The sequence below is a fragment of the Anabaena lutea FACHB-196 genome, from assembly GCF_014698305.1.
Lineage (GTDB): Bacteria > Cyanobacteriota > Cyanobacteriia > Cyanobacteriales > Nostocaceae > Anabaena > Anabaena lutea.
In genome coordinates this window covers 46,388-68,368 of sequence record NZ_JACJST010000026.1, presented here as the reverse complement: position 1 = coordinate 68,368, position 21,981 = coordinate 46,388, and the positions used below count along the sequence as shown (strand labels likewise).

24 protein-coding genes are annotated in these 21,981 nt (G+C 37.4%); 22 read left to right on the top strand and 2 right to left on the bottom strand.

Going from position 1 to position 21,981, the window contains the following annotated elements:
- Positions 1-143 precede the first annotated feature (143 nt).
- Entirely contained in the window at positions 144-917 is a 774-nt protein-coding gene (locus H6G59_RS22575; RefSeq protein WP_190718759.1) for a fumarylacetoacetate hydrolase family protein, read from the top strand.
- Positions 918-920: 3 nt separating this feature from the next.
- Here H6G59_RS22575 and H6G59_RS22570 read toward each other — a convergent pair whose 3' ends face one another.
- On the bottom strand, positions 921-1,397 hold the full coding sequence (locus H6G59_RS22570; protein ID WP_127052390.1) for a Tic20 family protein: 477 nt from the start codon (positions 1,395-1,397) through the stop codon (positions 921-923).
- A gap of 82 nt (positions 1,398-1,479) precedes the next feature.
- Positions 1,480-1,677 carry a hypothetical protein gene (locus tag H6G59_RS22565; protein ID WP_190718757.1) on the bottom strand — a complete coding sequence of 66 codons (198 nt, stop codon included), beginning with the start codon at positions 1,675-1,677 and terminating at the stop codon, positions 1,480-1,482.
- 292 nt (positions 1,678-1,969) lie between these two features.
- On the opposite strand from H6G59_RS22565, the gene glyA reads away from it, so the two are divergent.
- The 21 genes from glyA to H6G59_RS22460 all read left to right on the top strand — a co-directional run bounded on the left by glyA (position 1,970) and on the right by H6G59_RS22460 (position 21,836).
- Positions 1,970-3,253, top strand: a complete 1,284-nt coding sequence (glyA, locus tag H6G59_RS22560) for a serine hydroxymethyltransferase (protein ID WP_190718754.1) — start codon at positions 1,970-1,972, stop codon at positions 3,251-3,253.
- Positions 3,254-3,357: 104 nt separating this feature from the next.
- Positions 3,358-4,608, top strand: coding sequence for a competence/damage-inducible protein A (locus H6G59_RS22555; RefSeq protein WP_190718783.1), 1,251 nt, complete (start codon positions 3,358-3,360; stop codon positions 4,606-4,608).
- A 284-nt stretch (positions 4,609-4,892) separates the two neighbouring features.
- The gene (locus H6G59_RS22550; protein ID WP_190718750.1) at positions 4,893-5,033 is read left to right on the top strand and encodes a hypothetical protein; all 141 of its coding nucleotides are present in this window, start codon (positions 4,893-4,895) and stop codon (positions 5,031-5,033) included.
- 518 nt (positions 5,034-5,551) lie between these two features.
- A complete protein-coding gene (locus tag H6G59_RS22545) occupies positions 5,552-6,976 on the top strand; it encodes a glycosyltransferase family 4 protein (protein ID WP_190718747.1) in 1,425 nt (474 codons plus the stop codon).
- Positions 6,977-7,168: 192 nt separating this feature from the next.
- Positions 7,169-7,594, top strand: a complete 426-nt coding sequence (locus tag H6G59_RS22540) for a hypothetical protein (RefSeq protein WP_190718780.1) — start codon at positions 7,169-7,171, stop codon at positions 7,592-7,594.
- 53 nt (positions 7,595-7,647) lie between these two features.
- Complete coding sequence (locus tag H6G59_RS22535; protein WP_190718744.1) at positions 7,648-8,484, top strand: ABC transporter permease; 837 nt, start codon at positions 7,648-7,650, stop codon at positions 8,482-8,484.
- Between the two features lie 69 nt (positions 8,485-8,553).
- Positions 8,554-8,985: a DUF29 domain-containing protein gene (locus tag H6G59_RS22530; RefSeq protein WP_199332122.1), complete on the top strand. Its 432-nt coding sequence runs from the start codon at positions 8,554-8,556 to the stop codon at positions 8,983-8,985.
- Between the two features lie 10 nt (positions 8,986-8,995).
- Positions 8,996-9,448: a DUF29 domain-containing protein gene (locus tag H6G59_RS22525; RefSeq protein ID WP_242038952.1), complete on the top strand. Its 453-nt coding sequence runs from the start codon at positions 8,996-8,998 to the stop codon at positions 9,446-9,448.
- An 82-nt stretch (positions 9,449-9,530) separates the two neighbouring features.
- Positions 9,531-10,787 carry an ABC transporter ATP-binding protein gene (locus H6G59_RS22520; protein WP_190718735.1) on the top strand — a complete coding sequence of 419 codons (1,257 nt, stop codon included), beginning with the start codon at positions 9,531-9,533 and terminating at the stop codon, positions 10,785-10,787.
- Positions 10,777-11,301 (top strand): acyltransferase, encoded by a 525-nt coding sequence (locus H6G59_RS22515; protein WP_190718732.1) that lies wholly within the window; start codon positions 10,777-10,779, stop codon positions 11,299-11,301. Before H6G59_RS22520 ends, H6G59_RS22515 begins: the two co-directional genes overlap by 11 nt.
- Entirely contained in the window at positions 11,286-12,329 is a 1,044-nt protein-coding gene (locus tag H6G59_RS22510) for a glycosyltransferase family 2 protein (protein WP_190718729.1), read from the top strand. Before H6G59_RS22515 ends, H6G59_RS22510 begins: the two co-directional genes overlap by 16 nt.
- A gap of 23 nt (positions 12,330-12,352) precedes the next feature.
- Positions 12,353-13,012, top strand: a complete 660-nt coding sequence (locus tag H6G59_RS22505) for a class I SAM-dependent methyltransferase (protein WP_190718726.1) — start codon at positions 12,353-12,355, stop codon at positions 13,010-13,012.
- A 17-nt stretch (positions 13,013-13,029) separates the two neighbouring features.
- Complete coding sequence (locus tag H6G59_RS22500) at positions 13,030-14,007, top strand: glycosyltransferase family 10 domain-containing protein (protein ID WP_190718724.1); 978 nt, start codon at positions 13,030-13,032, stop codon at positions 14,005-14,007.
- Positions 14,008-14,053: 46 nt separating this feature from the next.
- Positions 14,054-15,049, top strand: coding sequence for a polysaccharide pyruvyl transferase family protein (locus H6G59_RS22495; protein WP_190718722.1), 996 nt, complete (start codon positions 14,054-14,056; stop codon positions 15,047-15,049).
- 7 nt (positions 15,050-15,056) lie between these two features.
- Entirely contained in the window at positions 15,057-15,956 is a 900-nt protein-coding gene (locus H6G59_RS22490) for a hypothetical protein (protein WP_190718719.1), read from the top strand.
- A complete protein-coding gene (locus H6G59_RS22485) occupies positions 15,956-17,053 on the top strand; it encodes a glycosyltransferase (RefSeq protein WP_190718716.1) in 1,098 nt (365 codons plus the stop codon). The genes H6G59_RS22490 and H6G59_RS22485 overlap by 1 nt, the downstream gene beginning before the upstream one ends.
- A gap of 88 nt (positions 17,054-17,141) precedes the next feature.
- Positions 17,142-18,098: a glycosyltransferase family 2 protein gene (locus tag H6G59_RS22480; protein ID WP_190718714.1), complete on the top strand. Its 957-nt coding sequence runs from the start codon at positions 17,142-17,144 to the stop codon at positions 18,096-18,098.
- Between the two features lie 126 nt (positions 18,099-18,224).
- Positions 18,225-19,046: a glycosyltransferase family 2 protein gene (locus H6G59_RS22475; RefSeq protein ID WP_190718711.1), complete on the top strand. Its 822-nt coding sequence runs from the start codon at positions 18,225-18,227 to the stop codon at positions 19,044-19,046.
- A gap of 34 nt (positions 19,047-19,080) precedes the next feature.
- Entirely contained in the window at positions 19,081-19,938 is an 858-nt protein-coding gene (locus H6G59_RS22470) for a polysaccharide pyruvyl transferase family protein (protein WP_190718708.1), read from the top strand.
- A 25-nt stretch (positions 19,939-19,963) separates the two neighbouring features.
- Positions 19,964-20,875 (top strand): glycosyltransferase family 2 protein, encoded by a 912-nt coding sequence (locus H6G59_RS22465; protein ID WP_190718705.1) that lies wholly within the window; start codon positions 19,964-19,966, stop codon positions 20,873-20,875.
- 67 nt (positions 20,876-20,942) lie between these two features.
- Positions 20,943-21,836 carry a glycosyltransferase family 2 protein gene (locus H6G59_RS22460; protein WP_190718702.1) on the top strand — a complete coding sequence of 298 codons (894 nt, stop codon included), beginning with the start codon at positions 20,943-20,945 and terminating at the stop codon, positions 21,834-21,836.
- The last annotated feature ends 145 nt before the right edge of the window (positions 21,837-21,981 follow it).

Below are 21,981 nucleotides of genomic sequence, written 5' to 3'. Positions count from 1 at the left end.
ATGATATTTTTATACAAACATAATAAAATGCTACGGATAAAAATAAACATAAGCAACAAGGAACTATAATCTTACCAGTTTTCAATTGAAATCATTAGCCAAATCTGCCGAATTTTGGATCTCTAAGGATAATAATCAAGGTTATGGCGCAGCGCTATGTGCGAGTTAAAAGTCAAGAAGGACAAATTTATTATGGGTTGTTGCAATTGTCCTTCAATGTGGAGGTTCTAGACGCTCCACCTTGGTTGGATGGTCAACCCACGGATTTAATCTTGGAACCGGACAAATACCAAATCCTGGCTCCCTGTGCGCCTTCAAAAATTGTGGCCGTAGGCAAGAATTATGCAGACCATGCAGCCGAAATGGGAACTACCGTACCGGCTGAACCGCTGATTTTCTTCAAGCCGCCTACATCTATTATCGCTTCGGAAATAGAAATTAAGTATCCTCACCAGTCAGAACGGGTAGACTATGAAGGCGAGTTGGCTTTAGTGATTGGCGATCGCATTTGTGACTGTACACCAGAACAAGCACAAACTAAGATTTGGGGTTACACCATCGCCAATGATGTCACAGCTAGGGATTTACAAAAAAAAGATGCCCAATGGACAAGAGCCAAAGGTTTTGATACTTTTTGTCCTCTTGGTCCTTGGATTGTCCGCGAATTAAACCCAGGCGCTAGATTACAGACATTTTTGAATGATGATCCTCATCCAGTCCAATCTGCTTGTATTGATCAGATGGTTTTTTCCCCAGATTTTTTAGTGTCTTATATCAGTCAAGTGATGACGCTCTTACCTGGGGATATCGTGCTAACAGGTACGCCCTTTGGGGTTGGACCCTTAAATATAGGCGATCGCATCCGTGTTGAAATAGAAGGTATTGGTCGCCTAGAAAATACCGTCATAGCCCGATAATCCCTAGCGCACTTGCATATGAACCGCGTCAGAAATGGCGGGAATTTCCGCATAGCGCCCCATCAGAGACTGGAATACAGAATAAGCCACTGCTGCAACTATCCCCATAAAAATGGTTGTATACAGTGTTTGCATAGCAAATCCACTACCGGGAAATAATCTCACCATATCAGTCACGATGCTACATAAAAATATAACAATATCCAAAATGATGGCTTGCATAGTGTTGAAACGAATAAAATGGCTGATTTTTTCATTTCTCACCACTAACAGCCATAAAGCAAAGAAAATAATTAGGCCAGCATAGCGGACACCATAGTAAATCCTTAACAATGGCAGCAAAGGTAAAAAGATGATTCCTAAGAATGGAAAATCTTTCAACAAAAACTGACCGAAGGCAAATACCTCAATCAGAGGCAGTAAATAAGGTAAAGAAGCGAAAATTCGATCAGGAACAGTTGTAGACCCGCGCCAAGACATATTGCGTTCTCCTGTGGCTTAAATTTCAATAGCTATTTGAGCCTAGGATAACGCAGTTGGTTAATATTGCTAGATAATTAGATTATTTTATATTGGCAATCCTAAAACCCATCACACACTCATACTGCTCTGGGTGCTGTTCAGTAAATCGGCGAATCGCTTGACCACAACGCAATTGACCTCCACCCCAGCGGGGTTGTCCGCTGCTGTTAGCAAGCAAACAAGACTGGCAAACTTGCTCAGGGGTAAGGATTTGCTCATCCATTAAAATTACTAACATCTGAATCCCTCCTGTAAATCCTCATTGCTACCCACATTTAACTTCGGAGAGGGTCAACTTTGTAGATACTTAAATGGATGTGGACAATAGCAGAAAGTTGCTCACCGCACCCTACTTTATTGTATATTATCTATCCTAGAGATTTAGTTTTTTGGTAAAAAGTAATACACCAATTCTAATATCAACGTTGATTCGTGCCAAATGATTTAGGATTGCTATATTCAGACTGTTACTTCGATGTTGCTACCAACCAACATCTAGAATTTCACCAATTTGGACAAGGATATTTAACGTGAATAAGACTAACTCAGACTTGCTTAAAATTTCAGATTCGACAATTAGCGAGTTAATTAACCAAGAACTCCAGCGTCAACGCGACCACTTAGAATTAATCGCCAGTGAAAACTTTACCTCTGCGGCTGTATTAGCGGCTCAAGGTTCTGTTCTCACCAATAAATATGCAGAAGGCTTGCCAGGTAAACGTTATTATGGCGGTTGTGAATTTGTTGACAAAATTGAACAAATAGCCATTGACCGTGCCAAACAGCTATTTGGTGCTGCTCATGCCAATGTACAACCCCATTCTGGCGCACAAGCCAATTTTGCAGTTTTCCTGACCCTACTAGAACCAGGGGACACAATCATGGGCATGGATTTGTCTCATGGGGGACATCTCACCCACGGTTCACCAGTGAATGTGTCGGGTAAGTGGTTCCAAGTGCGTCACTATGGTGTGAGTCAACAAACAGAACAATTAGATTATGACCAAATCCGCGACTTGGCTTTGAAAGAACGTCCTAAACTGCTGATTTGTGGTTATTCTGCTTATCCCCGCGTGATTGATTTTGAAAAATTCCGCAGCATTGCTGATGAAGTCGGTGCTTACCTATTAGCAGATATTGCTCACATTGCTGGTTTAGTTGCCACTGGTCATCATCCTAATCCCCTGCCTTATTGTGATGTGGTGACAACTACTACCCACAAAACTTTGCGTGGTCCAAGAGGTGGTTTAATCTTAACCCGTGATGCAGAACTTGGTAAAAAACTCGATAAATCAGTTTTTCCTGGAACTCAAGGCGGACCATTAGAACACGTAATTGCTGGCAAAGCAGTAGCTTTTGGTGAAGCATTGAAGCCAGAGTTTACAACCTATTCTGGTCAAGTAATTGAAAATGCTGGTGCTTTGGCTACTCAATTACAAAAGCGAGGATTTAAACTAGTATCTAATGGGACAGATAATCATTTAATGTTAGTAGATTTGCAGTCTATCGGCATGACAGGAAAAAAAGCAGATCAACTGGTTAGCAGTGTCAATATTACCGCCAACAAAAATACAGTTCCTTTTGATCCACAATCACCTTTTGTTACCAGTGGACTAAGATTAGGTTCTCCGGCCATGACTACAAGAGGCTTGGGTGTGGCAGAATTTACGGAAATTGGAGATATTATTAGCGATCGCTTACTTTCTCCAGATTCTGAGATAGTAGCCCAAGATTGTCGCCAAAGAGTGGCTGCATTGTGCGATCGCTTCCCATTGTATCCACACCTCGAAATTCCTGTCCCAGTTCTAGCCTAAGCGATTTTGGATTTTGGATTTTAGATTTTAGATGAAAATCCAAAATCCCCATACTGTCTCAACAATCGTATAGATTCTAAATGCAATCTAAAATCGAAAATTCCATGAGTGCAGAAATTATTTGTGTTGGTACTGAATTATTGCTAGGTGATATTCTCAACAGTAATGCTCAATACCTAGCCCAGCAGTTAGCAAAATTAGGCATTCCCCATTATTACCAAACTGTAGTTGGAGATAACCCGCAAAGACTCAAGCAAGTGATAGAAATTGCCGCTGCTAGAGTGAAAATTCTGATTTTCACCGGTGGACTCGGTCCCACACCTGATGACCTGACTTGTGAAACCATCGCTGATTTTTTTGGCGTTCCGTTGGTAGAAGATCCAGAAATTATTGAAGATATAACTGAGAAATTTGCTCAACGTGGCCGGGTGATGTCTCCAAGCAACCGCAAACAAGCTTTAATTCCCCAAGGTGCAAAAGTTTTACCCAATCCCACAGGTACAGCACCAGGAATTATTTGGCAACCCCGTCCAGGGTTAACTATTTTCACTTTCCCCGGTGTTCCTAGTGAACTTTACCCAATGTGGCAAGAAACAGCCGTACCTTTTCTCAAAAGTCAGGGTTGGGGTGAGGAAATTATTCATAGCCGCAGTTTACGATTTTGGGGAATTGGTGAATCAACTTTAGCGGAAAAAGTCTCTGACTATCTGAATTTACTTAACCCAACAGTAGCAACTTATGCAGGTAAGGGAGAAGTAAGATTGAGAGTTTCGGCAAAAGCAAGTTCAGAAACTGCTGCGGAGGCTTTAATTGCACCCATTGAGCAGCAACTGATAGAGATTGCTGGCTTAGATTATTATGGTGCTGATGATGACAACTTGGCTTCTGTGGTGGGTAAGTTATTGCGGGAGTTGAGGGAAACTCTGTCAGTAGCAGAATCTTGCACCGGTGGGGGATTGGGACAAATGTTGACGGATATTTCTGGTAGTTCTGATTACTTTTGGGGTGGGGTAATTTCTTATGATAATTCGGTCAAGGTTGGGTTGTTGGGGGTCAACCCAGAAGATTTAGATAAATTTGGTGCGGTGAGTGCAATTGTAGCAGAACAAATGGCTATTGGGGTGAAAAATCGCTTAGGTACTACTTGGGGTTTAAGTATTACGGGAATTGCAGGCCCGACTGGGGGAACTAATGAGAAGCCAGTGGGTTTGGTGTATATAGGTTTAGCCGGACCAGGATCTGATGTGACAAGTTTTGAGTATCGATTTGGGACTATTCGTGGTCGGTCTTTAATTCGTCATGTGAGTGCAAATGCCGCGTTGGATAATTTACGGCGCAAGTTGTTGACGAGGTAGGGGAAGCTTGAAGGCGATCTTGCCAGGTGTGCGAATAAGTTCCATATTGAGTGAATCCTAGAGATAATTTCTATGAGGAGTCAGACAAGGTACAAATAATACGCGGGAACTTTTATATATATTTTAGTTCTTGTATATATAAGATCAGGAATTTATGAAGATTAGATGAAGATTTTTTGTAGATTCGCTTATTCCTTCAGTGTTTTTTTATCATTACCTTTTATGTGTTGTACTCAACATAACATTTTGGTGCATACTAGTTTAAATTAATCATAACTAAGAGGATGTCTGAAAAGTTTTCGGCAAATTGTATTCGCTACTACACAAACAAAGTCCGCGCAGGCGGACTTACGGAAAATCAAGAATTTTCAACCCACCCAGTTGGTCTTACCTCTGGGAAGGAACTACGAGTCTTAGCTGTGTAGCCGCGTAATGCTAAATCGTGTTTCTTGTCTGTTGCAAAGACGCTAGGCGTTGGTGCGGACGCGCCTTTGGCGATAGAGAGGAGCTACAAAGACAGCGTAGCGAAAGCATCTTTTCAATCGCCTGCGGCTCAGATGAAATTAGACTATTCAGATATCCTCAGAGGATTTGTAAAAAAGGAGCTTTGATTTAATATGAAACTTAACTCGCTATCTTCTGCTTTAAACACAACAGATACATATTTGCACTATAAATAACTTGTTGTCATTTATAATGCAATTGCTTGATAACAGGTATTAGAGATTCAATAATTAACAGATCGGGAGTTCAAAAATTTTTTCCGAATCATCGCTGTCAATCCTCAGGAGGTAGGCAACACCCATCTGTGTTTAGTTTTGTAAATTGGCTGAAACCTATGCAAAATATGGACTGGAGTCAGGTTTACACATCTTCACATGGCTTGGTTTTTCACAGCCGACTTACCTGTAAGCATAAAAATTTTCTAAGGGAAACTACACTTATGGCATTCTGGCCGAAAAAGTCAACCACTTCTAATCCCAACATATCCCAGAATCAAACTTTTAAAAATGATAGAAATTTACTGACAAGAAAAACAGCAGATATTGACATCAAGCGAGTTTACAACGACAAGAGTGGGACTACATCAGCATTATCTCCGGCAGAGCTAGCTGAAGATAGCGAAATAAGGGAAAACTTGTATGATAAATTACTTAATATATCTGTAACTTCTGAGTTTTTCCCACCTGACTACGCTGCTACCGGACAGCTAATAGAAGAACTGGTAAAACAGCTAGAGCAGCAAGGTGTAAATATTGAAGTATTTACAGGACAACCAGGGTATGCATTTTCAACTGATAAGGCTCCGGCAGTTGAACACTCAGGCGGTATACGTATTCAACGATCACGCTCTACCCAAGTCTGGTCTGGAAGAATTCGTGGCAAAGCAGTCAATGGTGTTCTCTTCACCTTACGTGCTTTTATCCACTTAGTCAAAAATTTCCGTCGGCATAACGTATTTTTGCTAACTTCAGCACCTCCTTTTTTACCCATTGCGGGATATCTAGCTAACCTTTGTTTTAGAGTGTCTTACGTTTGCTTACTCTATGATCTTTATCCAGATATTGCGATCGCACTGGGAGTAGTATCTAGAAATCACCCTCTTACAGGGTTTTGGTGGGAACTGAACCGGAAAATTTGGCGAAAATCAAAAGGGATTGTGGTTCTGAGTCCTGATATGAAGGAGAGAGTAATAAAAATCTGTCCAGATGTGGCAGATAAAGTCTCTGTGATTCATAGTTGGGGAGATCCTGACTTAATTGTGCCAATGGCAAAAGAAAATAATTGGTTTGCCAAAAAACATAATTTAGTCAATAAATTCACAGTCCTCTATTCTGGTAACATGGGCAGGTGTCACGACATAGACACCATTTTAGAAACTGCCAAACATCTGCAAGATGAACCTATTCAATTTGTTTGTATTGGCAGCGGAGCAAAACGAGAACGTTTGATCCAAGAGGTCAATCAATTAGGACTAACCAATTTCCTATTTTTACCCTATCAGGATAAGCAAGTACTACCGTACTCTCTAACAGCTTGCGATCTATCTCTAGTTAGTGTCGAATCCGGGATGGAAAGCCTAGTCGCCCCTAGCAAGCTTTACCCAGCTTTAGCCGCAGGAAGACCAGTAGCAGTGATTTGTTCAAAGTACTCTTATTTACGACAACTAATTGCTGATGGTAAATGTGGTACAGCTGTTGAGAACGGAGACAGTTTGGCTCTAGCGGAGTTTATTCGTCGGCTGAATAGCGATCGCAAACTAGCAGAACGCATGGGCAAGGCATCTCGGCAGTATTTGCAGTCAAACTTTACGCCGCAAATCATCGCTAAACAATATCTCAGCATCCTAAAACAGTCTAATTTGTAATCAGTTGGCTGCACTATTGGTTAGTAATCACCATTCATGTGCTAAGATGTCACACTGACAAAGCTTGGCTTTGAAAATTGAATAACCCAACTTTTGAATTAGGAGTTGGGCTTTGATGGTCTTTTTGATCTCAGTCCCTCCAATGCAACCTTCTTGTGATATTTTTTTATCAAACTGATGCAGGAGGCCAAAGTGCAGAGAAGGTGTGACCGAAATCGGAATCGATCTAAGCGACGAGCTATCTACTGTCCTGTACATGGCTGCTATATGAATAGCATGAGTCAAAAATATGGGCTGTTTGCTGAACGAGCAGGACAACTACAGCAAAGAGGGATGAGACGAAAAGAAGCTCTGATGTTAGTAGCAGCAAAAACCGCAGTTGCTATAGAAGGAGAGTGGTTAGAGGCTTTTTGGTGTGAAGACTGCCAAGACACTAAGTGGTATCACGTCCGTAAGCGTGAATCCACCTATAGCTTGTCATTAGCACCTGCTGAACTTTGGCAGCAGGCAACAGGAGTAATTAATCCACATAGAAATCCTTCTGTAGGAGAGTTTACCTTCAGGAACTCCCATCTTGTGGGTGGCAATAATATAAAAGATTTTTGGGTGATCAACTGAGGTAATTTTCAGGCATTTGCATCCGTGTATTTAGATTAGCCTAAATTTTCGATATGAAAGACACCATTTCTCCACCAGAATTACTCATTCAAGCCGGACGGACAGAACAACAATATTGGAGAGACCTCTGGCGCTATCGGGAACTATTTTATTTCCTAGCATGGCGAGATATTTTGGTGCGGTACAAGCAAACAGCAATCGGCATGGCTTGGGCTTTGATTCGTCCATTTCTGACGATGGTGGTGTTTACAGTCGTGTTTGGGCAGTTAGCAAAATTGCCATCTCAGGGTGTACCTTATCCTATTCTTGTCTTTTCCGGAATGTTACCCTGGCAGTTTTTCGGCAATTCCCTCTCCGAGTGCAGCAATAGTTTGATTAGCAATTCCAACCTAATTTCCAAAGTCTATTTTCCTCGCTTGATAGTTCCTACAAGTGCCGTGGTAGTAAGCTTTGTAGATTTTTTGATTTCAGGAATGATCTTATTGGCGCTCATGGCATGGTACAACTTCGTCCCTAGTTGGCGCATTTTGACTCTACCCGTATTTATTAGTATTGCTTTTGCCGCTTCCATGGGAGCAGGCTTATGGTTGGCTTCTTTGAATGTCCAGTATCGAGATTTTCGGTATATAGTGCCGTTTATTGTGCAGTTTGGTCTATATATCTCACCAGTAGGCTTTAGTAGCAGTCTGGTTCCCGAAAAATGGCGATTTATTTACTCATTAAACCCGATGGTTGGCGTAATTGATGGTTTCCGTTGGGCAATATTAGGCGGTGAGTCGCATTTATATTTACCAGGGTTTCTTCTATCCTTTGCACTAGTAATCTCACTCTTATTTAGTGGTATTTGGTATTTCCGCAAAATGGAAAAGAAATTTGCTGATGTAATTTAGACAGGTTTTTTGCTAGAATTCTGCTAAAGAATTCTGCCGTCGTTCTTTGATTTCATTTGGTTGGATAGTATGCTTTATAAGCAAGACTTTTATACTTGGGCCTATGAGCAATCAAACCTGTTACGTCAGGGAAAATTTAATGAGTTAGATCTGCCGCATTTGATTGAAGAGTTAGAAGATTTGGGAAATCGTCACTATGATCAGTTAGAGTCTCGGTTGACACAACTTGTAGCCCATTTACTAAAATGGCAGGTACAGCACTGGAAACGAACCAATAGTTGGCGAGCAACTATCCGTGTACAACGTACCTCCATTGACAAGCTACTTCGTAGAAATCCTGGTCTAAAGTCTCGCTTAGATGAAGCTATGACGGAAACTTGGTCAGAAGCTAGAGATTTAGCGATCGCTGAAACTGATTTACCAGATGAGCAATTCCCTGAAAAATGTCCCTACACTCTAGAGCAGATTATGAATGCTGAATTTTGGCCAGAACAATATTGAGTAAATGATCATGAAACCTCTAAAAGTGACTTCCCTAATTTATGAACAAGATTATCCTGAGTGGTTAGACATTACCCTTAACCAACTGGAAAATCGTGATTTAGAAAACATTGATTGGGAACATTTAATTGAGGAAATAACAGCATTGGGAAACGAACAAAGGCATAAAGTAGAGAGTTATTTACTAAAACTTTTAATTCATCTACTAATTTATGATTACTGGAAGTCAGAAAAAGACAGGTCAGGTAGGGGCTGGGAAAAAGAAATTGATAACTTTAGACTTGAATTGGATTTGTTATTAGAATCTAAAGTTCTTTATAATCATTGTGCGAAAGTCATAGAGAAAATTTACATCAAAGCTAGAAATAATGCCATTCGTAAATCTAATCTATCTCCTGATATATTCCCTAAAAGTTGTCCTTATTCTTTAACAGAAATTTTAGATCCTGAATGGTTGCCCTGATGAAATTGCAGTTTTTCCATGAGGCTGCTTATAGTATCGCAACTTAAAAAATACTAAAAACTAGATTACAACTACATTAATAATGACTGATACCGTTATTCGCGTTGAAAACCTAAGTAAAAAATATATTATTGGACACCAAAAACAAGAGCGCCATACAGCTTTGCGGGATGTGATAGCTAATCAGGTGAAGTCTTTTGGTAGTTTAATAAATCCCAAAGCAAAAACAGAAAACCCTGCATTTGAAGAGTTTTGGGCGCTGAATGATATTGGGTTTGAGGTTAACCAGGGTGATAGAGTTGGAATTATTGGTCGTAATGGGGCAGGAAAATCAACACTCTTGAAGATTCTCAGCAGAATTACTGAACCCACCCAAGGAAGCATCAAAATTAAGGGAAGAGTTGCTAGTTTATTGGAAGTAGGGACTGGTTTTCATGGTGAGTTAACAGGACGAGAGAATATCTTTCTCAACGGTGCAATTCTGGGCATGAGTAAGGTAGAAATTACGCGTAAATTTGATGAAATTGTAGATTTTGCAGAGGTAGAAAAGTTTCTGGATACTCCGGTGAAGCGTTATTCTTCGGGGATGTATGTAAGGCTGGCATTTGCAGTGGCTGCACATTTAGAACCAGAAATATTAATCATAGATGAAGTACTTGCTGTTGGAGATTCCGCCTTTCAGCAAAAGTGTCTGGGAAAAATGGAAGAAGTGGGGCAAGAAGGCAGAACAGTCCTGTTTGTCAGCCATAATATGGCTACTGTAAAACAACTATGTACTAGGGCATTATTATTAGTTCAAGGTACATTAGTTTTTCAAGGCAATCCCACTGAGACCATATCTCAGTATATGCAAAAAATAACCCAAGAGAAATCTGAGTCCGATGCAAAAACCTATAGACACATTAAAGGTGATGCTAGGGCAGAAATCCAAAAAATTACAGTAAATGATATTAACAATTCTGATATAGTCGTATCCATTTTTGAAAAGCTAAAAATTTCTATTGAATATAAAATTAACGAGCCAATAGATGAATTAGATTTTTTTGTGCTTATCTACAATTTAGAAGATGGAGAAGTACAAGCTAGTTTATTTCAGAGAGATTTTGGTAGTAATACCCAACCATCATCGAATATAGGTAGAATAAATGTGGAATTTATTAACCCTTTAATGCCAGGCAAATATACAATATCTGCTGGGATTTTTGATAAAAATAAACGCTTTGTTGATTGGGTAGAATTTGCTGAGTCATTTTATGTAGAACCAGCTTTTATAAATGGCAAAAAATACGACCAGCGTTTAGGTAAGATGAGTATTCAAGGCAGTTGGTATGCTGAGTAAGAAAATTAGGGACATTATCATACCAATTAGAGTGAAATTTTTCCAGAAAATTAATGAATATCTGCTGGAAAGCCAAAAACATACTCTAATGCAGCAATTGAAAAGCTACGGTGACGAATGCCATTTTTATGTTCCATTATATATCAGTAAACCTAGCAATCTTGAGATCGGTAACGCCGTTTCAATTGGAACTTATGTACATATGTGGTGTCAAGGTGGAATCAAAATTGGTAACCGCGTATTAATTGGTTCTCACACCGCGATTACTTCAGTTACTCATGACTATGAGCAAGAGGATATGCGGAAAAACACTATTCTACAACAAGTAGTTATAGAAGATGATGTTTGGATCGGTACACATTCTGTAATTTTACCTGGTGTAAACATTGGCAAAGGCTCTGTTATAGGAGCTAATTCAGTAGTTACCAAAGATATTGAACCATATTCAATAGTTTTTGGAAGTCCTGCAAAACACTATAAGTATCGAGATAGCAAAGAATGCAACCAAATTTAAAAGAGCTACCTCCTCCTATATCTAATCAATTAGGTTTGTATTGGGATGAACAGGAGTATTCTTTATCTGCAAAAATATTATTAAATATTTCTGATTTACCTCGAATTAGTATTATTACACCCAGTTATAATCAAGGTCATTTTATTGAACAAACTATCCGCTCAATATTATTACAAGGGTATCCCAATTTAGAATATATAATTATTGACGGTGGTAGCACAGATAATACAGTAGAGATTATCAAACAATATGAACCCTGGATATCCTATTGGATAAGTGAGCCAGATAATGGTCAAGCTCATGCTATTAATAAAGGTATTACCAAAGCAACTGGTGAAATCATCGCTTATATAAACAGTGATGACTATTATTTACCAGGAACATTGTTTAAAGTTGCTGAACATTTTCGCCAATTTCCTAACACTGACTTACTACATGGAATTTGTCGTTATGTAAATGAAGAAGGGGAAAAAATTGGTGAACAATTTGCAAATATACAAACTCTAGCAGAGATTTTAGATGTATGGGATGTATGGTGGAAAAAACGCCAATTTGTACAGCCAGAAGTTTTTTGGACAAGACGGATTACTGAAAAAGTTGGCTTCTTTAAAGAAGACCTAAACTATGTGATGGATTATGAATACTGGTGTAGAATTTTGCAAGAAAATAGTGTGGTTGGCAAAATTGATAGTGAATTATCTTGCTTTAGATTTACTAGTAATCAAAAATCAACTCATAAAACAAAAGTTGCCCAGGAATTGCTCAAGGTTGTATTTCCTCTGATTTGGAGTGACTCCAAAAAATTAAAAATCAAAAGTCGTATGACTTTACAAGGCAAATGGTTGTATCATGTTGTTCTCGATCAAGAAGTTCAAAAATCATTGAATGCAGGGGATAAAAAATATTTTAGATTTATAAAAATGTTAATTATCGTCTTCAGTAATCCCCAAATTTTATTAGTATCAAATCTTCAAGATAGAATTAAAAGATTTCTATTTCAGTCGAAAGTAACGAAAATAAAGCACTGATTGCGTTTGAGGCAAATATAGCTATGAAAAGTAAGTTGAGATTGGGATATTTGTATTTAAAATTGCAACAACTAAGGGGGAGCTTAAATGTCAGCAGTGAAAAAATAAAAAGACAATTTAGTAGACCAACACTTCCCGTAGATAATAAAGAAATTAATTTGCATCTTGGGTGTGGAAATATTGCTCACCCAAAATTTATTAACATTGATGGCCGTCCTGCACCGCACATTCACTATGTTCGAGCCATCGATAATTTGGCTCCATTTAAAGATAATAGTGTTGACTTGATTTATGCTTGTCATTGTTTGGAACACTTCTCTTACAATCGAGTTCCACTAGTTATCAGCGAGTGGCATAGAGTTTTAAAAGATAATGGAATTCTCCGCATATCAGTACCAGATTTTGATCTGTTAATAAAAATATATAATGATTGTGATCAAAATCTTGATTCTATTATTGGATTACTAATGGGAGGACAGGATTATCAATTCAATTTTCATAAAGCTGCTTTTAATGAAGCAAGTTTGAGAAGGTTACTATTGAATGCAGGTTTTAATGAAGTCAGATCTTGGCAACCTGGTTCAACAGAACTCATGACCTTTAATGACTGGTCAGGACGTTTGCTGGGAGGAAAATATCCTGTAAGTTTAAATCTAGAAGCCATTAAAAACTCAAGTTCATAAAATAAATTTATTACTCCATGCGGATAAAAGTAACTGTTGGCTATCCAAATTGGATAGGAATACGCCAGACACCTAATTCTCAGGGAATTTGGGGAGACTGCGAATTTATCATTAATCAAGAATGTGATTCCTGCGATGCTTGGGTGGTATTGCAAAGTTCAAAAGGGTTGCTTAAACAAGAAACTACACTTTGTCCATCAGAGAATCTGATTTTGATTACCCGTGAACCACCTGAAATGATGTCATGGGCAACCAACTATATTAAACAGTTCAATGTTGTAGTTACTTGTCATTCTGATATCAAACATCATAATAAAATTATTTCTCAGCATGGTCAAACTTGGCATCTTGGTGACAGCCATTCCTTTGATAAATTGGTTAACATAGAACCCCCACAGAAGCAGAAATTATTATCTGTGATTTGTTCTAACAAAACTTTTACTTCTGGTCATCGTGCGAGACTCAAACTGCTGGAGGCACTCAAGAACCATTTTAAAGAACTAGAATTTTTCGGCAGACCAATTAGACCAATTGAAGATAAATGGGATGCTATTTTTCCTTATAAATACAATATTGTATTAGAGAATGGTAGCGTGCCACATTACTGGACGGAAAAATTGACAGATGCATATTTGGGATATGCTTTGCCTCTGTACTATGGCTGTCCCAATATAACTGATTACTTCTCTCCAGATGCATTTCTGCCTATTGATACAGAAAGAATTGATTGGACAATTCATACAATTGAACAAGCAATTAATAATAATTTGTATGAAAAGTCTCTGCCGGCAATTATTGAGGCTCGTCATCAGGTACTATATCGCTACAACTTATTTCCTATGTTGGCTGAACTGTGTAGTCAGTTAACTGGTAGTTCAAAACAAAAAATCACACTTCGTCCAGATTTCGAGTTTAAAACTGAATCGAAAATCTCCTTACTAGCTAAAACTAATCAAGTATTGCGCTCGGTGGTAAGGAATTTTATTAAAAAATAAATAATTCAATGCTAATTTCTACATTTTAAAAATTGTTTTATAACTCATGAAAATTGCGATTTTTGGATATTACAATGCCCTAAATGCTGGAGATGACCGCATTCAATACTGCATTACTCGATTACTTAAAGGTAACAATCTTGTTTTTCTACCTCATTATCTATCTCCACCACAAGAATACCTTCAGAGTTTCGATTGGATATTAATTGGTGGAGGTGGACTGGTATTTGAAAGGGTAGGAATATGGGTTAATATAAAGCAATGGATTACAAAATGTAAGGCTAAAATTGGTGTCTTTGGTTTAGGAGTCAATCGAGTTTCTGAAGATTTACTGCCAGAATTATTGGATTTAATCGAAAAAGCTGATTTTTTTTATGTAAGAGATGAAATAAGTAAGTCATTGCTCAACGAGCATCCTAAAGTAGAAGTGCATCCAGATTTAACTTGGTGTTTTCCTTTTCCACCAGTTGAACCAACTACCTCTAGTAGCAGTAATAAAATTGCTATTAATTTAGCACCATGTCACTGGAAAGATTTTGAACCAGAAATGTGGATAAAAGAATTATCTCAATTTCAACTTAATCCTTTTCCTTTTGACTTTAATGTGAATAGAGATTTTGATTTACTGGAAAAATACTTGGGGAAAATACCTTTTCAAGAATTTACCTTGCAACCACTAATAGATAGTGAAATACTCGTTGCTTGTAGATTTCATGCCATCATTTTTGCTATGCAAATGGGAAAACCTTTTCTAGCTATCAATTATGATGATAAGGTAGAACGATTACTAAAAGAAAGTAATCTTTCAGAATGTTGCTTAGAAACTACAGAATATGCTGTTTTAGGAGAAAAAATCAATTTTATCCGCGAAAATCAGGAAAAAATTCAGGAAAAAATTAATGCATTTGCAGCTTTACAACAAGAACGGTCAATATACTTAAAACAAGCTATTCAAAATCATCTTGCAAATAAAGAAAAAAGGGAAAGTAATTCATTTGCGACTTTGAAAGCCAGCGTCAAAAAAATTCTGATGAGGAGTTGAAAGAGTTATGTCTATTGGTTCAATAATTTATCAGATCCGCAAAAAGTATGAGCATGGTCTGCCCACAGCTTACTACAGGGATTCAGTTAGAAAAAATATATTAGGTTCCAAACCGATTACTAACACATCTGATACTAGTTGTGAAATTCATGTTTTTACTTCTGCCAATGATTGGCTAAATTTAGTCTGGGCATTAAAGTCGTTTTATCATTTTTCTCAGCGTCATTATGCTTTGTGTATTCATGATGATGGAACTCTGACTGATGAAAATCTAGCAACTTTGCAGCATCACTTTCCCAATGCTCGCATTATTGACAAAAAACAGGCTGATGAAAAGGTTTTAGCCTCTCTAGCATCCTATCCTCGCTGTTTGGAGTTTCGCAAAACAAATCTCCTCTCACCCAAGGTGTTTGACTTTGCTCTATATTTGCAGTGCGATCGCTTATTACTGTTAGACAGCGATATCCTGTTTTTTGCAGCACCTACAGAACTTCTGAACCGCATCGATAATCCAGATTATCAACTAAATACACTCAACGCTGATGTGGAGAGTTCCTATACAGTTGAAGCGGATGTAGTGAAAAATCATTTGGGCTTTGATTTGTCCGAGCGAGTAAATTCAGGATTGGGACTAATTCACAAGCGATCGCTTAATTTAGATTGGATAGAAGAATTTCTGGCACTACCAAATATTATTGGACATTTCTGGCGGATTGAGCAAACTATCTATGCCTTATGTAGCTCCAAGTTTGGAGTAGAACTGTTACCACCTGCTTATGACGTGCATTTAGAAGGAAGTATCAACGGTTCCCCATCTCGTCACTATGTCGGCAAAATTCGACACTTAATGTATAGTGAAGGCATTCGTCATTTAGTCCAAAATGGATTCCTCAAGGAGTTACAGTAATGAGTTATGGTAATTCGCCCGCAGAAACTTTGAGGGTTCTGATGATGCCAGATTACAGCGTTCATAACCCCTATCAAACACTCTTATCTAAAGCTTTAGAGAATCAAGGAGTGGAAGTCTTATTTTCTTATGGTTATCGTCGAGTGTTGCCCATATCCAGAGCTATTCAAACTAGTCCAAATAAAATAGATATTTTACATTTACACTGGACAACTCCCTATACCAAAGGAAAAAATATAGTAATTAGATGGATCTATACCATCAAATTATTAGTTGATATTTTGCTAACTAAATTAACAGGTGTAAAAGTAGTTTGGACAAATCATGATCGTATTGACCATGATTCTAAGTTCCCATTGATAGAACAGTGGATGAAACAAAATTTGCTCAAACTAGCAGATAAAATCATTGTTCACCAGGCTTCATCTGTTCAGGATCTTGCTCAAACCTACAACCTAGAAAGCAGCAAAATTGAAGTTATTCCTCATGGACACTATCGAGAATTTTATGGTAGATCAGTTTCTAAAATTGAAGCCAGAAAAGCTTTAGACATCCCATTATCTGGACGTGTTTACCTTAACTTAGGTATGTTACGCCCTTATAAGGGAATTGAACGCTTACTAAAAGTTTTTGAGGGAAATCAGGAATTGCTCAAAGAAAGTATCCTATTAATAGCAGGAAAAGCATTAGATGAAGCCTATGGTCAAAAACTCAAAGAACAAGCTGCTAAAATCCAGGGAGTTTTCCTTTATGATCAGTTTGTAGAAAATAGCCAAATACATCTTTTTTTTAGTGCTGCTGATGTGGTAGTTCTGCCTTTTAAAAGTATTTTAACTTCAGGTAGTCTGATTCTCGCAATGTCATATAATAAACCAATTATAGCTCCTCGCGCTGAAAGTCTCATGGAAACATTAAATGGAGCAGATTGGTTGCTATATGATCCAGAAGATGAGCAAGGATTATTACAGGCTTTAAAGGCTAGTACTCAGCTTGATTTAGACAAATTGAGTGATGTAGTTCAGGAGTCATGCGATCGCTTGGGTTGGGACTATATAGGAACACAAACTCAAAAATTATATCAAAACTTAATTAACTAGTTGATTAATAGTTAAAAGTTTACATATTGAAATTTAATGTATCCATTCAATCAATTTAAATTGAATTTAACTAAAACTAAATCAAATTATGCTACCAAAAATTAGTATTTTAATTCCCTGCTACAATGCAGAACAATGGATTGCACAAGCTATAGAAAGCTGTTTAAATCAGAGCTATCCTCACAAAGAAGTAATTGTTGTTGATGATGGCTCAACAGATGGAAGTTTAGAAAAAATTAAAAGTTTTGGTAATTCCATTCACTGGGAAACAGGAGAAAATCGCGGGGGGAACGTTGCTCGTAATCGTTTATTAGAACTCAGTACAGGAGAATGGTTACAATATCTAGACGCAGATGATCACTTACTTCCTAGCAAGATTGAACAACAAGTCAAATTTATAGCTCAGGTTCCCAGTGCAGATATAATTTACAGTCCCAGTATTTTTGAATATTGGGAAAAAGATATATCTAGACAAGAAATTTTACCTATTCCTGAACCTCACGATCCTTGGATTTTACTAGCTCGTTGGTACTTACCTCAAACAGGTAGTCCCCTTTGGAGAAAGCAGGCTCTTTTAGATGTAGGAGGGTGGAAAGCTAGTCAATCATGCTGTCAAGAAAATGAATTGTATTTACGACTGTTAAAAGCAGGGAAAAAATTTGAGTATTTTGCCGAATCTGGTTCAGTTTATAGACAATGGAGTGAGTCAACAGTTTGTAAGAAAGATAAATCTAAAAATTATCGTGAACGCTTAAATATTACAGATCAACTAGAAGAATTTCTCAAATCTATTGGTGAATTAACAGAGTCAAGACAATTAGCAATTAATCAAGCAAGGTTTGAGTGCGCTCGAATTATTTGGTTATCTAATCCAGATTGGGCAAATCAACTTATTCACCAAATTAAGATGAAGCAAAAAAACTTTATACCTGAAGGTAATTATGCTCCTCAAACTTATAGGTTAACTTACAAAATCTTTGGCTTTTCCGTAGCTGAAGAAATAGCTGCTTGGAAAAGAAAATTTCAAACCAAATTTATTACATAATAACTAACTGTGTGATACCTTACATATTTCATCACAAGATTAAAAGCTCGGATACCATCCGTTCTGTCTAGGTGCAAGATGTGAGGTAAATAAAAAAAGAAATTTAGCATATTTAATGGAGAACTTATGTCAAATAATGATTTTAAAATTCACTCAATTTGTTTAGTTAAAAATGAAGTCGATATTATTGGATACTGCTTAGAACAAGCTTCTCAGTGGTCTGATTATATCTACGTTTATGATGGTGCAAGCACAGACGGAACCTGGGAAAAAGTCCTGTCTATGCAAAGCGAGAAAATTATTCCCTGGAAACAAGATGGTAAAGTGTTTCAGGAATCTCTAAGAGGTGAAGTATTTAATGCTTTTAAGCATCAAGCCAAACCAGGTGATTGGTGGTGTCATCTCGATGCTGATGAATTTTATAGTCCATCTCCGCGTGAATTTCTCTCAAAAATTAGTCAGTTTAATCACGTTGTCTGGGGAATTCCTATCGAATACTATCTAACTGATAAAGATATAGATTTAATAGATTTTAATCAACCTATATCGGAAATATTATCATCCCTAAAGTTCTATCACATAGTAAATTCTGAACCAAGATTTTTCCGGCATCGTGATGGATTAATCTGGGATAATGGTTCTTGGCCACATCACATGGGAGTAGTTAATAAAGAACGGATTTTATATAAACACTACAAATACAGAACTCCTGAACAAATTCAGAAAAGATTAGATACTCGTCGTCTTGCTAGAGAACGAGGCTTTCCCGGATGGGATCATGCTGTAGAAAAAGATTGGCGAGAAAAAATTACCAATCCTGATACATTAAATTACGATGCTCAAGATGGAAATTATGTGATCAATACAGATAGTCTTCCTAATCATTTAGAGTCTTTCCCTCGAAGAATAATGAAAAGATTTATGCATGGTGTTGGTATCTGGACTTAGTTATCATTTTCAAATTTATAACTGAGGAATAAAAATGAAATTATACTATGCAAACAAAACCAGAAGTTATGTTCCCTTTGCTAACTTTGGTGACGATCTAAATGGCTGGCTTTGGCCACAACTTTTACCAGGAGTATTTAATGATGCTTCTTCTGAGTCCGCATTTGTCGGATTTGGCACATTGCTAAATGAAAATTTGCCTAAATTCAAGCAAACTATTATTTTTGGTACAGGCCATGGATTTGGTAATCTTCCCCAGATAGATGATACATGGAAAATATATTGCGTGAGAGGACCTTTAACTGCTGCCGCTTTAAACATTCCACCAGAGTTGGGAATTGCTGATACTGCTATTTTAGTCAACCGAGTTTATCGTCCCACTGATACGAAGAAAAAGTATAAATTGGCGTTCATTCCCTATGCATGGGAGATGGAAAGTAGCCCGGAAATATTTTTAGAAGTTTGTCAGCAATTAGATTACATTTGTATTGATCCACGCTGGGAGGTGGAAAAAGTTCTTCAGGAAATTAGCAAATCCGAACTTGTCGTCAGTGCAGCAATGCATGGTGCAATAGTCGCTGACGCACTGCGTGTACCTTGGATTTCTCTAAAATCTAATGCGGGTATCCCTGATTTTAAATGGACTGACTTCTGTCAATCATTAGAACTTGAGTACAAAGTCAATCGTTTTTATCGATTTAATAGTATTAGTAAGAAAATTCCCAGTTTAAAATTTATTGAAATCAAACGAATGGTTTATTATATTCGCCAACTTGTTCACAAAGCTCAGTTTCAGTTAAGCAAAGATCATGTTATGGAGAATAAATTGAATCAATTAGATGAAAAACTGGATTTGTTTAAACAAGACTTGAAAGCCGGGAAATTTAAATAAATAATTTTTATCAACTTAATTAAATATGGTATTTTTCTCCGTTGTTATTCCTGTTTACAATAGAGTGAATATTATCAAAGCAACAATTGACTCTGTATTTAACCAAGATTTTGATGATTATGAAGTGATTGTTGTCGATGATGGTTCCACAGACAATACTATTGATGCATTAGCACAGTATGGACACAATATAAAAATTCTCCAACAGAACAACCAAGGCCCCGGAAAAGCCAGAAATATGGCTATTCAAATTGCTCAAGGAGAATATATTGCCTTTCTTGATAGCGACGATATATGGTTTCCCTGGACTTTAGGAGTTTACGCAGCAGTCATTAGAGAAACACATCAGCCTGCTTTTTTGGCAGGTAAAGCTATATTTTTTAGTAATGAAAATGAAATAAATTTTGACCAAGTTTCACAACTAAACTATACTGCCTATAAAGATTTATATGCATCGCATAAAAATGCTAATTCATTTCTCACGAGTTCCGTTACCATTCGGCGAGATATTCTCCAAGAAGTAGGTAGTTTTACAGATAAATGGATTAATTCTGAAGACAATGATTTGTGGTTGAGATTGGGAACAGCAAAGGGATTTATTTACATTAATTCTCCTTCTGTATTAGCCTATCGTCAGCATTCTAATAGTGCAATTGCTATCACCACAAAAACTTATGAAGGAACTTGCTACCTGATACAACAAGAAAAAATCAGTCAATATCCCGGTGGTAAAATACGAGAGAGAGAAAGACTGGAAATATTGACAAGGCACATTAGACCTGTAAGTTTAGAGTGTCTACGTGAAGGTGAAATGAAAAAAGGTTGGGAATTATATAAAGAAACATTCAAATGGCATCTTGGTTTAGGACGTTTTCGTTATTTAATCGGGTTTTTATGGCTGTTTTTACTAGCAAGACTGAGTGATAGCCGTAAATAAAATTAGCTAATTTCCATTCCTCAAATCCTGACAGGATAGTTGTCATAAATGATTAACAATTAATATAATGAATAATTGTAAAATTAGTGTAATAATTCCCACGTATAATCGGTTATCCCAACTGTTAGAAACAGTGGAGAAAATTTTAGAATGTAATCCTTGTCCCAATGAAATCATTATTCATATCGATGGTAATGACATCACAACTGAGCCAGGACTCAAACACTTAAATTTTCCGGCTATCAAAATTATTAAGAGTTCTGTTCAAGTTGGTCCAGGTGGTGGGAGGAATATAGCCATTGCTCATGCAAATAACCCAATCATAGCCAGTTTTGATGATGATTCTTATCCTCTAGATACAGACTACTTTGAACGCTTAACAAATCTTTTTAATTCTTTCCCCACAGCAGCAGTTATAGCAGCTAGTATATTCCATATTAATGAAACAATTACACCAGCACAATTGACTGGTACATGGGTATCTAATTTCATCGGCTGTGGATGCGCTTATCGGAAAGAAGTATTTCAACAAACTACTGGATATGTTAATTTGCCAGTTGCTTATGGAATGGAAGAAGTTGATCTATCGCTGCGGCTTCATGATATGGGGTGGAGTATTCTCGAAAGTTCATGGCTGAGAGTATTTCATAACACTCAATTAGAACACCATAACAACCCACGCATTACTGCTGCAAGCATAGCTAATCAGATTTTATTAGCTTATTTGAGGTATCCTATCCTCTTTTGTTGGTTAGGCATTGGACAGTGTATGAGCCGTATTTTCTGGTTAATCAGGCACGGAAGAACGTCTGGCATTGTAGAAGGTTTGTTTCTTATCCCTAAATTGATTAGACAATATCATCAACAACGTCAACCGATTTCCTCCAAATCATTACTTTCTTATCTCCATTTACGTAGGAATACTCTTCCTGTATCTTCAGAGAAGATTTTACCATCGTGAAATTATTAGCTCAAATAATTCCCATGAATTTCCATAATCATAGGCTATACTCAATCAACAAAGTCAGTAGTTTAAGTAGACATTGGTAGATTTTTTGCAACTTTGCCGATGTGTAGTTTATACTGAATGAGTCTTAGCTAACAAG